The sequence below is a fragment of the Anaerotignum sp. genome (assembly GCF_051877975.1).
Lineage (GTDB): Bacteria > Bacillota > Clostridia > Lachnospirales > Anaerotignaceae > Anaerotignum_A.
In genome coordinates, this window is the sequence record NZ_JBJEJK010000006.1 from 14,216 (window position 1) to 28,175 (window position 13,960).

Consider the following 13,960-nt stretch of genomic DNA (forward strand, 5'->3'; position numbering starts at 1 on the left):
TTCCAATTGTTTCAATCAGTTTGCCACCTTAACCATACTGTGGCGAATCACTTTATCTTTATACTTATAACCTTTCAGCATTTCCAGAACGATTTCATTTTCACCATAGTTTTCATCGTCCTCATGTGCCACAGCCGCATGCAGATTCGGGTCGAACTTTTCACCGACAGCCTTGATCTCTTCTACGCCAATGCCTTTCAGCACATCCTGAAACTGCGTCAGGGTCATTTTTACACCTTTGAAGAAGGCATCGCTTTCATCTGCCTTGCCCTCCTGCACCGCAACGGCTCTTTCCAGGTTATCGATAACCATCAGCAGCTTTTCAATGGTGCTTCTCACACCATCGTCGTACATGCTGGCCTTTTCCTTTGCGGTACGTTTGCGGAAATTATCGAATTCCGCCAATGTTCTCTGATATTTATCCAGATTATCCGCAGCCTGCTGCTCCAGTGCGGCAATTCTTTCTGCTGTTTCATCCACAGCTTCCAGAACTTCCTCCGCTTCCACAGCTTCCGCGGTTTCCGCTGCAGCTTTCTGCGCTTCCAGATTTTCATCTTTTTTTATTTCTTCCACGTTATTCCCTCATTTCTAGGTATTTTTATTATTCCCATCAGATAGGTTTCGTAATACGCTTTCAATATTCCGCACCATTCCATTCAAAACAGAAATGACCTGCGAATAATCCATTCGGGTGGGGCCCACAATACCGATCGTACCTCTGGTATTATCCCCCATCTTATATGTCGCAGTAATGACGCTGCAGTCTTTCATGCCCTGCACACTGTTTTCACTGCCAATCAAAACCTGAATATCGTTGCCTTTGCTTTCCTCCAGCATCGTCACCAGCACATCCTTTTCCTCCAAAGTCTGGAAAAGGGATTTTGCCTTCTGAATATCAGCAAATTCAGGGAAAGCAAGGATATTTTTGGCCCCGCTCATGTGTACCTGTACTTTTTCCGATGCCCGCATGGTGACCTCGATGGCTTTCAGGATGGGCTGCAGCAATTCCTGATATTCTGCCAACTCAGCCTGCAGCCTGCTGATAACTGCACCGTTGATCTCGTTCAGGGAACAGCCCTGCAGAACTCTGTTCAGGCTGATGCCGATATAAAAGATCTTTTCTTCGGAAGGGACATTGCTCATCTTGATCACATGATTTTTGATGAAATTATCTCCCGTTGCAATGACCAACAGCACCGATGTACTATCCAATGGCAACAGACGAATCTGCTTGATTCTCGTTCTCTGCCCCACAGGTTCCGAAGCAAAGGTCGTATAATTTGTCAAAAGAGACAATGCCTTTGCGGATTCTTCCATCAGATAATCAATCTGGCTGATATCTCTGGAAATCACACTCTGCAGATATTTCTGCTCTTCCGCGCTCAGTTCCTTCTGTTGCATCAGGTGGTCTACATAAAGCCTGTAGCCCATATCAGAAGGAATCCGCCCGCTGGATGCGTGGGGCTGCAAGATCAGTCCCATTTCTTCCAGATCGCTCATTTCATTTCTGATAGTAGCAGAGCTGATGCCTAAGTTATATTTTTTGGCAATGGTTCTGGAACCGACGGGTTCCGCCGTTTCAATATAATCATTGATGATGGCCTGCAAAATCTGTATTTTTCTGTCGTTTAAAGCCATACCGCCGCCTCCTTTTTCCATTTTATTAGCACTCACCAAAGCCGAGTGCTAACTTACATGTATTAAGATATCACTAGCCACCAAAGATGTCAAGTGCTAAAAGCAAAAAAATCATAATTTTATTGTAATTTAAGAAATTTTTAAAAAAGGAACTTCTCAAAAGCCACATTGCTCACGTCCATGCCCCTTCTGGTCAGGCGAATCCCCTCTGCATCCTCCTCCAGCAGGCCTGCTTCTGTCAGCTCGGCCACCTGTGCACCGTAGATTTCATATACTTCTTTCCCAAAGCGTGCCCGAAACCGCTCAAAGGATACCCCTTCCGTCAGCCGCAGCCCCAGAAACATAAATTCCGCCAGCGCATCTGTTTCCGTAATGACTTCAATTTCTTCCTTTAATAAGGAAACTTCTCCCTTTGCGGCGATATATGCCTGCAAATCATATTCATTATGGAAACGCTTTCCTTCCATATAAGAATGGGCCCCCAGCCCCATGCCAAGGTATTCCTCCGCCTGCCAATAGATACGGTTATGGCGGCTCTGTCTGCCCTTTTTGGCGAAATTGGAAATTTCATATTGGGCATAATCATTCTCCGCCAGGTAATCCACTGCCCAGTGATACATTTCCCTGTCTAGCTCCTCACTGGCAGGCTCCAGCAGCCCTTTTTCATATCTGTCAAAGAAAGGCGTCCCCTCCTCGATAATGAGACTATAAGCCGAAATATGCTCCGGCTGCAGGGCAGTAATGTTTTTTACAGTCTCCTGCCAATCTGCCATGGTCTGATGGGGCAGGGCAAACATCAAATCCACATTCACATTTTCAAAGCCTGCTTCCCTGACCGCCTGATAGTTCTTCAAAAATTCCTCAATGGTATGGATTCTGCCCAAATCCTTCAAAAGACGGTTCTGCCATGCCTGTACCCCCATGCTCAGGCGATTGAACCCCATTTTCCTCAGGGCTCCTGCCATTTCCGGATCCAGTGTACCAGGGTTAGCTTCGGTGGTGATTTCCGCATCCTCCGCAACATCCCAGCTTGCAAAAATTGCCTGCATCAGCTGTTTCAGCATAGAAATTTCCAATACGGTGGGCGTACCGCCGCCAAAAAAAACGGAAGACACTTTCCTCCTATGATATTCCTTCCCTCTGTTTCTGATTTCCGCCGTCAAGGCATCCACATACGCCTGCATCATGCCCTCTTTTCCCGCAAAAGAAGGAAAATCGCAATAGAGACATTTCTGCCGGCAAAAAGGGATATGGATATATAAACCAATGCTGTCCATTCTTTCAACTCCTTTCCGGTTCTGCTGTGTTTCTGTTGAAACTTTCTCTGCAATCGTACCACGGAAAAAAGGCTTTTTCAATCTCTCACCAAAAGTAAACACCCCTTAAGGCAGACATTCTTTCCAAATTTTAATGGAATCCCCTTTATATCCTTCCTTGAAAAACTATAAAGATAATGTTAAAATGATAAGCTGTAAATAACTAAGAAAACGAGGTTTAATTATAGATGAAAAAAATAAGAGAATTACAAGAAAAAATCCAAACATATCTCCAAAACAATTCACCTGCAGCCATAGCTATGTGGATACTGGTTCTGCTCTTTCCCCTGTTTCTGACGTTTTCCGGCAATTACCTATCTTTTTGCTCCGCAGAAGTTCCCATGGAACTGATGTCGGCGTTGCTGACGCAAAATCTGGGTGCATTCCTTTTAGGGCTGGTAATTGTCTATCTGTTCTTCGGTGCTATGGTCTGCCTTTGCAAACGCATTCCCCTGGCAGCATTTATCACTGGTCTGTTTTTCACCATCATGCCTATTGTGGATCTTTTCAAGACCAATATTCTGAAAGAACACTTTTTGCCCTGGGATCTGCTGCTGGCAAAAAATGCGGACAGCTTCACAACCTTTCTGACTTCTCTTGAAATTCCCACTGCCATGTGGGTACTCATCCTCTGCACAATCGTCTACTTGATCTGCCTGCTCCTGCTGCGCCCTGAACTTCCTCTTGCATGGAAAAAACGAATCATCGGCGCACCTATCCTGCTGGCATGTCTGTATCTGTTCACCATGAACCCCTCCGTTCGTGAATGTTACAGTGCCTTTGGCCTTTCCCCGCAGGCCCCCGGCGATCAAACAAAAAATTACACCGAAAACGGCTTTATTACCGCTTTTGTACTGAATTTTTCCTCTTTGAATATGGGCGCACCGGATAACTACAACAAAGCCTATTTGGAACAGGCCTTTGCACCCTATCAGCCTTCCGAAGATTCCGGCAAAGATTTTCAAAATCCAGATATCATCATTATTCTTTCCGAATCCTTCTGGGATCCTACTGTGCTGAATGGTGTAACTTATTCCGATGACCCCATCAAAAATTATCGGCGTATCGCGGAAGAACACCCCAGTGGCAGCATGGTCTCCTGTACTTTCGGCGGCGGCACCGTTCGTCCCGAATTTGAAATCCTGACAGGGATGACCACCAATATGCTGCCTTCCGGCAATGTGCCCTATCAGCAGTATGTCTTCAATGATATCTTTTCCTATGCCCGCCAGTTTAAAAACTTGGGTTACGATACCGTCGGCATCCATACCTATCAAAAGGACTTCTATGAACGGGATCGGGCATATCCCCTGCTGGGCTTTGATGAATTTCTTGGAGAATACGATCTCCACGCAGAGCACCATTGGAACAGCGGCCCTTATATCACTGATGAAACCATCACAGAAGAAATCATCTATCAATTGGAGCAGCCCCATGAAACCGGGTTGTTCCTGCAGGCAATCACCATGGAAAACCACGGTCTGTATTTCGATAAATATGATCCTTCCGACTGGGATATCCAGGTTTCCTCCGATGTCCTCAGTGAAAGAAACCTTAACGTACTCCACAACTACTGCAAAGGGGTATCCGATTCCGATGCAGAACTGGGCAAGCTGTATGATTATGTGATGAACAGAGAAAAACCTACTGTCGTCCTTTGGTACGGCGACCATCTGCCTACCCTGGGCGGCGATTTTGAGCCTTACACAACCACAGGCAATATTTCCTCCGCAACCGCCTCTGAATGGACAACAGAAGAAAAATATGGCATGTTCTCCACCCCCTATGTCATTTTCAGCAATTATGACACCGGCCATGCCTACCGTGCAGAGGGAGCATCCGTCTCCCCTTATCTGCTGACCGCTCTGCTGTGTGATTATATTGACGCACCAGAAACCACCCGCACCAATTTCCTTCTGGATCTCTATGAAACCTGCCCCGTCATCAGCCCTTATTACGAGCTATATTCCAATACAACGGACGAAACCACAAGAAATCGGTATATCAAACTGCACGAACTTTTGACCTATGATGACCTAATGGGCAAGCAATATTTAACAAAGGATTTTCTTCCCTAAACTGAAATACCAAAACACCCCAAATAAGGGGTGTTTTTTCTTGTTGCTTTTATATGAAATTTACCAAGATTTTACAATTTCTTAAGATTTTCTTACATTTCCACTCCACAAAGACAAATATCTTTTCAAAGAAGTACTTTTATTAAATTCCTAAGAAAACAAAAGAAAAAACGAAAAAATCAAAGATTATGTGAGATAGGTGTCCGCTGCAACCGAAATGCCATTCAAATTTCGTAAAATTGAGTTAAATGAACTATTTTTTTACAATTGAATTAAAAATCGTAACATGGTATATTCTCATCACGATCAAAAAAAGATTGTTACTTATTTGTTTTGAAAATTAGGAGGAACTCAATATGAAAAAGAATCTGGTTAAAAAAGTATCCGTACTGGCAGTTTGTGCAGCAATGGCTATGGGCGTAGCAGCTTGCGGCGGCAGCACAGAAGAAGCACCCGCTGATGATCAGCAGGTTGAAGAAACAGTAGACGGCGAAGAAGAAGTTGTTGAAGAAGAAGTTGTTGACGATGCAGCAGCTGAAGATGAAGCAGCTGTAGATGGCGAAGAAGAAGCTCCCGTTGACGGCGAAGAAGAAGTAGCTGAATAATTCTCCTACATACAACAAAAAGGCGAGGTCATAGACCTCGCTTTTTTATTATCAATTATAATTTCTTGCGAAATAACCCATGCTCATTGCAGCAAAGATAGATTTCCCCCCTGCGCTGCCGGGGCAGCCGCACCTCTCCGGATTGTTCCGGATACAGCCGCACCACTGTCGCCCTGTCCCAGGAGACTAAGGCCGCAAAGGCAATATAATGTTCTTTCGTCATTTCGTGTTCAAAGGTAATGAAGTATTCGTTATCAATCTCTTCCACTTCTATTTTGTGTGCTTCATCGGCTTCCTTCGCTTGTAACGGCACCAGTTTTCTACCGCAGCAAGAGATCTCTCCGCCCCCTGTACTCCAAAAAATATTTCCGCAGTGTTCACAGCGGATAAATTTCATCCGTTTCATATTTCCCGGCTCCACTCCTTTTTCCTTCAAATTGCCTTCCAATATCTTTTCAATATCCACACCATACAACGCAGAAATATCCCTCAACATGGAAATATCCGGCAGACCTGCCCCCCGTTCCCATTTGGAAACTGTACGATCGCTGACCTGCAGCACTTCCGCTGCCTGCTTTTGGGTCATTCCCCGCTCTTTCCGCAAACGGCTCAACAGTTCTCCTGTTTTTATCATATCCATGGCTTTCGCCTCCTTCTCCCTTATCATAATCGATTCCCGGCAGAAGCACAACAAACGCTCCGTAGAATGATAAAAAGCCACCCTGAAAAGGGTGGCTATAGTTTTTCATGCCCGGGGATGGGCTTTGGCATATACATTTTTCAATTTTTGATTCGTCAATTTGGTATAAATTTGTGTAGTAGAAATATCGGAATGCCCCAACATTTCCTGAACAGAACGCAGGTCTGCACCATTTTCAATCAAATGGGCGGCAAAGGAATGCCGCAGCATATGGGGCGTAATATCTTCCTCAATGCCCGCCTTTTTCGCATAGGATTTAATGATCTTCCAAAAGCCTTGTCTCGTCATAGGCTTCCCGTTACAGTTGACAAATAAAACCTCTTCTTCCGGCTTGGAAACCATGTGTGCCCGGACTTTTTCCATATATCTGTTCAAAGAAAATTTTGCCTGCGCACCAATGGGAATGATACGGCTTTTTCCCTCATTGCCGCAATGGATATATTCCAAAGAAAGGTTGATATCCTCTACCTTCAGAGAAATCAATTCCGTTACCCGGATCCCTGTGGCATAAAGCAGTTCCAGCATGGCTTTATCGCGGATCTCTTTGTCCTCATCACCGCCCGGCTGTTCCAGCAAAAGCTCCACCTTATCCAGAGAAAGGATTTCCGGTACCTTTTTTTCCACCTTTGGCAATTCCAAATCTGCCGCAGGGTTCTCCGTTACTTCTCCCTTTCGCTGCAGGAATTGATAAAAAGAACGAATGGACGCAATATTTCTGGACACAGTTGCGCCTGCCTTATGCTGCTTCTGCAATTCATAGACATAGGCCATCACGTTCGTACGGTTCACTTTTGCAGCATCAAAGACACCGGATTCCTTCATAAATCGGCAAAAGCCCCGTAAATCCCTGGTATAGGAGAGAACGGTATTTTCTGATGATTTTTTTTCTTTCCGCAAATATTCGGTAAAATCAACAATACGTTGTTCCATACAAACAATCCCCTTCGTTCATAGTCCCTTAAATTATACTTAGTTTTTTAGAGATTGTCGATATATTTTGTCGAAAAAATGGAAAAATTATGAATTTTTTGTGAACAAACGCCCACAGTTTCCGTAACAAATATGAAATTCTGGATACTTTATGCCAAAAGTATGGCTCGTTCCACCCCAGCAGCCGCTGCCAGTAAGATAATAGAGATTCCAAACAGAATACAATATTCCGCCTGTTTCCGCCGCCGCTCCCGCTTCAAGGCACGTTTTGCCCCCTCCTCCCGCCAGGAAAACAGATAATAGATGGATGCGGACATGATAAGAATATACGCCGGAATCAGCAGCAGATTCTGAGGCAGGAAGGTCGTAGCCGAAAGAAAAACTCCCTTTGCACCATAGGTCGCCATCATCATAGCCGAAGTAAACCCCACGGCAACACTGCGGAACAAAAATGCTGCTCCCGCAAAAAAGAGCCCCAACTGCATCCAGCCGCCCAACCAGATAATAAGATCATACTTCAAATATTTCCAAAAAATAGAGAGGAAGGAGGCCTGCCCGGTTTCTTCTACGGCACTTTGCAGGAATAAGGAAAGTGCCCCCTGCTGCCCCGCAGGCAACAGGTTTGCCGCCAATGCCCCCCCTGCTGTTCCTAATAAAAAAGATAGACAAACGATACCGATGATTTTTTGTACCTGTTTGTCTATCCTTCGTTTTTTCTTTTTCATTGCCATCCCCCCTGCTAAAGGATATGGCTCGTCTGGTTGGTTTATGCTTGTTTTCTGGCAGCCCAGGCAAAAACAGCGGCAATGGTTTTGCCATCTTTGATCTGGCCTTTCCCAATCATATCCACTGCTTCCTCCAATGTATATTTTTCAATCTCCAGAAATTCGTCCGCATCCAGCTTCTGCTGCCCTTCCGTCAGGTTTGTGGCAATAAAGAGCTGTATCTTTTCTGTGCAATAGCCTACGGTTGGATACATTTCACAGAGAAATTCCAGCGTTCCTGCTTTTTTCCCCGTTTCCTCCTCCAATTCCCGCAGCACACCTTCCTCAGGCTTTTCTCCCTCCTCCAGCACACCTGCAGGAATTTCCAACAGCATTTCCCGAAAAGCGTGCCGATACTGACGGACAAAAATCAAACTGCCGTCGCTATCCACCGCCAGCACCGCCGCCGCATTTTTCCCACGGATGACCGTTTCCCTGTATGCTTCGCTGCCATCGGGCATACGCAGTTTATCCACAGTGATCTTTACGATCTTCCCTTCGTGGGTCACCTTGCTTTCCAGCACTTCGTAGCTCATGTTTTCCTCCTTCTATGGAAAAGGTGCCTCAAAGGTCAGCAGAGAATTGCAAACGCATTCCATTCACCTTCGACAGCACCCTTCCCGCGGCTTTTGCCGTATCTTTTCTTATTTCAGTTCTTTTACCATAGCTTCAATACGATCCATGCCTTTTTTGATCAGTTCCATGCTGGTCGCATAAGACAACCGGATATAATCAGGCATACCAAAGTCTGCACAGGGCACCACTGCCACATATTTCTGATCCAACAGGATAGATGCAAAATCTGCCGCGGTTTTAATCTCCTGTCCTTCATAGGATTTCCCGTAGGTACCGGAAACATCCACAAACAGATAGAAGGCACCTTCTGGTTTCAAAGCTGAGAGCAGAGGAATAGCTTCTTCTCTTTCAAAGATATAGTCTCTGCGTTTTTTGAATTCTACACACATTTCTGCCACACAATCCTGAGGGCCGTTCAGGGCTGTAATCGTAGCCATCTGGGCAATCGTATTAGGGTTGGAGGCCATATGAGACTGCAGAGAGGCCATCAGCTTTGCAATGGGCAGTGGCGCAGCCGCATAGCCGATTCTCCAGCCTGTCATAGCGTAGCTTTTGGAAACGCCATTGATAACGATGGTTCTGTCATAAATTTCTTTGCCCAGGGAAGCAATGCTGATATGCTGCTTGCCTTCATCATAAATCAGCTTTTCATAAATTTCATCGGAAACCACCAGGATGTCATGGCTGATAGCAAATGCCGCAACCATCTCCAGGTCTGCCTTGCTCATCACCTGCCCTGTAGGGTTGGAAGGGCTTGTCAGCACCACTGCCTTTGTTTTTTCTGTGTAGGCGTTTTCCAGTTCTTCTTTTGTCATCATGAACTGATTTTCTTTCTTGGTATGGATGATCACAGGCACACCGCCGGCAATGCGGACCATTTCAGAATAGCTCAGCCAGAAAGGCGCAGGGATGATGACTTCATCACCTTCATTCAGGATCGCCATAAAGGTATTGATCAGGGAATGTTTCGCACCATTGCTGATGATGACCTGTGCCGGTTCATAATCCAAACCATTATCTCTTTTCAGCTTGCCGCAAACAGCCTGACGCAGCTCCGGCATACCAGCAGCAGGGGTATAACGGGTCTGCCCGTTTTTGATGGCATCAATCCCCGCCTGACCAATATGGGCAGGGGTATTAAAATCCGGTTCGCCTGCGCCGAAGGATACCACATCCAGGCCGGCTGCTTTCATTTCTCCCGCCTTGGAGGAGATCGCCATTGTTGTAGATGCTTTAATGCTCATTGCTCTTTTCGATAATTCCATATCACTTCACCTCATATATTTATTTTTTCTCTTTTGTATTGTGTTATTTTCTTCCTGCCATAAAAATACGGCAGCCAAAAATCCCCATAGCAGCTAAACAGACAGCCATAAATTTGATGTACAGGATAGGTCTGACTTCATCGCCGAAGGAAATGTCCACCTCTTCACCAAAATGTACCGTCGCTTCATAAGCAACAGCCCCATCGCTGACCGTATATGTTATATCATCCAATGCCAATACACCATTGACACCACTGTAAAAATCCAGTTCCTTATATTTATCGAAGAATACACTGCGGCCATAAGTGGCACAGGCTCTTTCTCCCTCTTTTGTCTGCATGGCAAAAGTAATGCTGTTTCCATATTCCTTTGAAACCAGCGTTACCTGCTCATCCGGCGCAGAAAGAATCTGTTGTTCTGCTGCCTTTGCCCGGAAAACACCTTCCAGTTCATCAACCGTATAGGGATGCCTGCTAAAGCCATTAAACAGAAAGAAACCTGCCAAAGCTACGATAACCATAACAGCAGCACCCTTTATAATAATTCTTTTTGCACTTTTTTCCATGTCATCTCCCCTTTTTTCTCCCTGTGCAAAATCCACTTTTTTCTTTTCAATTTCTTATTTTATAATGATATGGCAAGAATTACAACAGGAAATCCATATCTGCTGAAAAATTATCTGAAAATGTCGCTTTTCCTTGAATTTACAGTATTTCTTCACTATATCAGATAGTGTGTAAAATCATAATAATCAACGTAAAATTACCATAATTTATCATATTTTATCACTATTTATCACGGAATTGGTGTAAAAATTGGTGTAAATTATCAAGCCATTTTATCAGTAATTTCAAGGGTTTTCTTCATTTCAGACATTGCCATATCCCCATTCCAATGGGTATAAATATTGAAGGTTGTTCCGATATCACTATGCCCCATCAAATACTGCAACGTCCTTGCATTCACCCCTCTTTCAGCCATACGAGTACAAAATGTGTGCCTAAGTGAATGAGGGGATAAGTCAGGAATTTTTTCTTTATGCTTTTTGTTATACATCTGGACAGCTTTTTTCAAGTTGCGATATAACATTTCGTGTGCAACTCTGTGAACTGATTTCTTTTGTTTTGCCATAATAAAAAGTCCTCCCATGATTTTTATTTTATCATAGAAGGACCTCTTATTGGTTAATTACAGAAAAAATCTCACATGCTCTGGTTAGCAGAAATGCAAACCCTTTTGGAAGGTCACGCTTGTAGTAGGGCGTGACTTTTCTTTTTGTTATTATTTTCTCCCATTTGCGGTCGAAGCCATCTTTTCATTGATTTCTAAACCTATATAAGTATAGCCACCGGACATATTATCCAGTGGCTATCCTAGTATCAATGTCTTTTCCCTGTAACAGCGTCAATATCCCCTTTTTGATAATCATATTTTCCAGCTAATAAATTCTGTTCTCTTACTCTTAAAGGTTTGTCCATATCTTTTGTCAATCTAGCTGGATTAATCTTATTGATATCATAATGGTCAATTGCATTATCTTTTCGATAATCCATATATTTCATATACACCACAAATGCAATAATGAGTAATAATGTTGCCATATAGCTTTCCCTCCTTAAATTTTCCATTTATCATCCTTATCATAGCCACCACGCACCATTTTAGCACGTTTATATGCCGCACTTTTCCCTGCATCCTCAGACAATTTTTTCAGTGACACCTTTGTCATATCATAATTGTCAAATTTTTTATTTGTTTCCCGTTTGCTCAGTTTATAAAGCACATAGAAAATAATAAGTACAATCAATCCGCCTGTTGTCATGTTCTCGTCCTCCTTTTTTGCATCTTTATGTTTTAGCGTTTTTATTATCCTATCATTATAACTGTCCAGAAATACGGTCTTTGGTTTCTTGGAAAAATGCTCAGCTTGAGGAAGAACTTATGATACTAAAAAACCCTTGCCATCTTCACGCCACACTCGAACAACGATCAAACTCTGTTCATAAGCTACGCTTCCAACATAATATAAAACCCTTATGTAAGGTTCTTTGTGTCAACCGAAGCACTTTTTATAAGCATTACAATTCAGACCTAGCTGATCGTACCAAGGAAAACCAAGAAATTTGCAAGATGATTCTTCAAATCTACGTTGATCACAACAAGCGCCTTGGCGCATACAAGATTACTCGCATACAAGATTACTTATGTTCTCCAGCGTGATTTTCTCATCAGCATAGGAGAGTATACCGATTGATGCGAACACTTCAACTGCCTTGTGTGTCAACCGAAAGGCCAAATCATAACTATCGTCACAAAAATAACGGCAACTGTACAAACCATCTGCAGCTACCATCAGTAATCGGAACATGAAAGCCTATGTCCATTGAGTATTGGTGCAACCGTCCTTTGCAGGGCAGCAAATATCTGTATCTCTAAGTGGACGGCATCTACCTCCGGCGCAACTAGGGCGGAGCGTGCGAAAATGTTGCAATTCTGACGGCAATCGCATTAAATGAAGACGGATACCGTGAGGTTTTAGGAGCTGCTGAAAGCATAAAAGAAGACAAGGCCAGTTGGGTGAATTTCTTTCAGTGGCTCAAAAGCAGAGGATTGGACGGCGCAAAACTCATTGTTGGCGATAAATGCCTAGGAACGCTGGAGGCTCTGGGAGAAGTGTTTCCAGATGCCAAATACCAGCGCTGCACAGTTTATTTTTACCGCAATGGTTTTTCTGTAGTTCCTCGCTCCAAGGTAAAGCTGGTGGCTAAGATGCTCCAGGCGATCCACGCCCAAGAAAGCATGAAGGCTGCCCGTGAAAAGGCCAAAGCTGTCGTGGTCCAGCTGCGTCATGTAGCTGGTATCTAGTGGGGCAACAAGAAGTACATGAATAGGAAGCGCCTAGAAGTAGCCATTGAGGATGCCTCCATTGCTGGCTGTCTTGCAAACGAATTTGTGCATAACTCTTGACGGTACCATCATTTCTACTCTGTAAACTGATTTCTTTTGTTTCGCCATAATAAAAAGTCCTCCCATGATTTTTATTTTATCATAGAAGGACCTCTTATTGGTGAATTACAGAAAAATCTCACTTACTCAACAGGTCAGGTCTGTATCAATCACACATCAATATATCATTTTTTCAAGAACCCATTTGCCATTTTCAAACACAGCCACACCATTTGTAAAATAGTCTTCCTGTACAGGAACCTCTGCCGGTTCTTCCACAGAGCCTTTTACCGTAAATTCACATCTTTCTGCATCTGCGGAATCGATTGTGATTTCGCAATTGGACCAATCCACATAATATCCTTTTGCCCCCGCGAGATCCACGTTAATGTAAAGTTCTCCATCTACGTTCAAATACATAGGAGAATCCTCATAAGGGTAATGATTTAACAGCCTGTCAGCCTCCGCCCCACAATATACACTGCGGATATAGGCTTCAAAATCAGAAAAACTTGCAAACCTTTCATCAGAAACCTTGCAGATATGACCACCCTGCGTTTCCTCGTCATAGGGCAGATGGTTAATGGAAAATATATTTACCATGCAATAAATGTTTTCTTTGAACAAATCCAAAAGCGTATCTTCCGTAATTTCACTATTCTCCGAAGAAATCACTTCAGTTTCATCGGTTGTATCAGAAGGTTCCTTTTCATCAGAAGCATTTCCTCCGCAGGAACACAATATAAAAGAAAGCACAAAAACCGTCATCAGAGACAAAAATTTCTTTCCATTATGAAATAACATTTCTCCCATCCTTTCCATCTTTGGTTTTCGGTATCTGTTTTCGTCATTCTCTTTGAAATCTTGTCTTACATTTCTTTATGTGCAGTATAATTCTGTATCCATATTTTTTCAATACATTCTAGAGAAATTAACAAAACCTTAAAGATTACATCTATTTTCCTGCATTTCATCATCAAAAAAGCTCTTGGAAATTCCAAGAGCTTTTACTGGATTCTGGCGACCATCTACTCTCCCAGGCAGCTGCCCGCCAAGTACCATCGACCGCTTGGGTCTTAACCGTCGTGTTCGGAATGGGAACGGGTGTGTCCCCCAAGCGCATCATCACCAGAAATCTTTTT

General features: G+C 43.6%; 15 protein-coding genes, 1 rRNA gene and 1 pseudogene. 3 read left to right on the plus strand and 14 right to left on the minus strand.

Going from position 1 to position 13,960, the window contains the following annotated elements; translation table 11 throughout:
- Positions 1 to 15: 15 nt before the first annotated feature.
- From grpE to hemW, 3 genes are all read right to left on the minus strand, one after another.
- The gene (gene grpE / locus ACI39P_RS00730) at positions 16 to 573 is read right to left on the minus strand and encodes a nucleotide exchange factor GrpE (protein WP_439718806.1); all 558 of its coding nucleotides are present in this window, start codon (positions 571 to 573) and stop codon (positions 16 to 18) included.
- 15 nt (positions 574 to 588) lie between these two features.
- On the minus strand, positions 589 to 1,638 hold the full coding sequence (gene hrcA / locus ACI39P_RS00735; RefSeq protein WP_439718807.1) for a heat-inducible transcriptional repressor HrcA: 1,050 nt from the start codon (positions 1,636 to 1,638) through the stop codon (positions 589 to 591).
- 140 nt (positions 1,639 to 1,778) lie between these two features.
- Entirely contained in the window at positions 1,779 to 2,915 is a 1,137-nt protein-coding gene (hemW, locus tag ACI39P_RS00740) for a radical SAM family heme chaperone HemW (RefSeq protein ID WP_439718808.1), read from the minus strand.
- Between the two features lie 299 nt (positions 2,916 to 3,214).
- On the opposite strand from hemW, the gene ACI39P_RS00745 reads away from it, so the two are divergent.
- Positions 3,215 to 5,032, plus strand: a complete 1,818-nt coding sequence (locus tag ACI39P_RS00745) for a sulfatase-like hydrolase/transferase (protein ID WP_439718809.1) — start codon at positions 3,215 to 3,217, stop codon at positions 5,030 to 5,032.
- A gap of 356 nt (positions 5,033 to 5,388) precedes the next feature.
- The gene (locus ACI39P_RS00750) at positions 5,389 to 5,637 is read left to right on the plus strand and encodes a hypothetical protein (RefSeq protein ID WP_439718810.1); all 249 of its coding nucleotides are present in this window, start codon (positions 5,389 to 5,391) and stop codon (positions 5,635 to 5,637) included.
- A 55-nt stretch (positions 5,638 to 5,692) separates the two neighbouring features.
- Here the strand turns inward: ACI39P_RS00750 and ACI39P_RS00755 are convergent, their stop codons facing one another.
- The 9 genes from ACI39P_RS00755 to ACI39P_RS00795 all read right to left on the minus strand — a co-directional run bounded on the left by ACI39P_RS00755 (position 5,693) and on the right by ACI39P_RS00795 (position 11,694).
- Positions 5,693 to 6,277, minus strand: coding sequence for a helix-turn-helix domain-containing protein (locus ACI39P_RS00755; protein WP_439718811.1), 585 nt, complete (start codon positions 6,275 to 6,277; stop codon positions 5,693 to 5,695).
- A 105-nt stretch (positions 6,278 to 6,382) separates the two neighbouring features.
- Positions 6,383 to 7,267 (minus strand): site-specific tyrosine recombinase XerD, encoded by an 885-nt coding sequence (gene xerD / locus ACI39P_RS00760; protein WP_439718812.1) that lies wholly within the window; start codon positions 7,265 to 7,267, stop codon positions 6,383 to 6,385.
- 149 nt (positions 7,268 to 7,416) lie between these two features.
- Positions 7,417 to 7,992: a stage II sporulation protein M gene (locus ACI39P_RS00765; RefSeq protein ID WP_439718813.1), complete on the minus strand. Its 576-nt coding sequence runs from the start codon at positions 7,990 to 7,992 to the stop codon at positions 7,417 to 7,419.
- 41 nt (positions 7,993 to 8,033) lie between these two features.
- Positions 8,034 to 8,567, minus strand: coding sequence for an NUDIX domain-containing protein (locus ACI39P_RS00770; RefSeq protein WP_439718814.1), 534 nt, complete (start codon positions 8,565 to 8,567; stop codon positions 8,034 to 8,036).
- Positions 8,568 to 8,675: 108 nt separating this feature from the next.
- A complete protein-coding gene (locus ACI39P_RS00775) occupies positions 8,676 to 9,872 on the minus strand; it encodes an aminotransferase class I/II-fold pyridoxal phosphate-dependent enzyme (RefSeq protein ID WP_439718815.1) in 1,197 nt (398 codons plus the stop codon).
- A gap of 43 nt (positions 9,873 to 9,915) precedes the next feature.
- Entirely contained in the window at positions 9,916 to 10,437 is a 522-nt protein-coding gene (locus tag ACI39P_RS00780) for a hypothetical protein (protein WP_439718816.1), read from the minus strand.
- A gap of 263 nt (positions 10,438 to 10,700) precedes the next feature.
- Positions 10,701 to 11,003, minus strand: a complete 303-nt coding sequence (locus tag ACI39P_RS00785) for a tyrosine-type recombinase/integrase (RefSeq protein ID WP_439718817.1) — start codon at positions 11,001 to 11,003, stop codon at positions 10,701 to 10,703.
- A 248-nt stretch (positions 11,004 to 11,251) separates the two neighbouring features.
- A complete protein-coding gene (locus ACI39P_RS00790; RefSeq protein ID WP_439718818.1) occupies positions 11,252 to 11,473 on the minus strand; it encodes a hypothetical protein in 222 nt (73 codons plus the stop codon).
- Between the two features lie 14 nt (positions 11,474 to 11,487).
- Positions 11,488 to 11,694, minus strand: coding sequence for a hypothetical protein (locus tag ACI39P_RS00795; RefSeq protein ID WP_439718819.1), 207 nt, complete (start codon positions 11,692 to 11,694; stop codon positions 11,488 to 11,490).
- 511 nt (positions 11,695 to 12,205) lie between these two features.
- On the opposite strand from ACI39P_RS00795, the pseudogene ACI39P_RS00800 reads away from it, so the two are divergent.
- A pseudogene (locus ACI39P_RS00800) lies at positions 12,206 to 12,719 on the plus strand (transposase); the annotation flags it as partial.
- 276 nt (positions 12,720 to 12,995) lie between these two features.
- On the opposite strand, the gene ACI39P_RS00805 reads toward ACI39P_RS00800, so the two are convergent.
- Both ACI39P_RS00805 and rrf read right to left on the minus strand, forming a co-directional pair.
- Positions 12,996 to 13,622: a hypothetical protein gene (locus ACI39P_RS00805; RefSeq protein WP_439718820.1), complete on the minus strand. Its 627-nt coding sequence runs from the start codon at positions 13,620 to 13,622 to the stop codon at positions 12,996 to 12,998.
- A gap of 211 nt (positions 13,623 to 13,833) precedes the next feature.
- Positions 13,834 to 13,951, minus strand: a 5S ribosomal RNA gene (gene rrf, locus ACI39P_RS00810).
- Positions 13,952 to 13,960 lie beyond the last annotated feature (9 nt).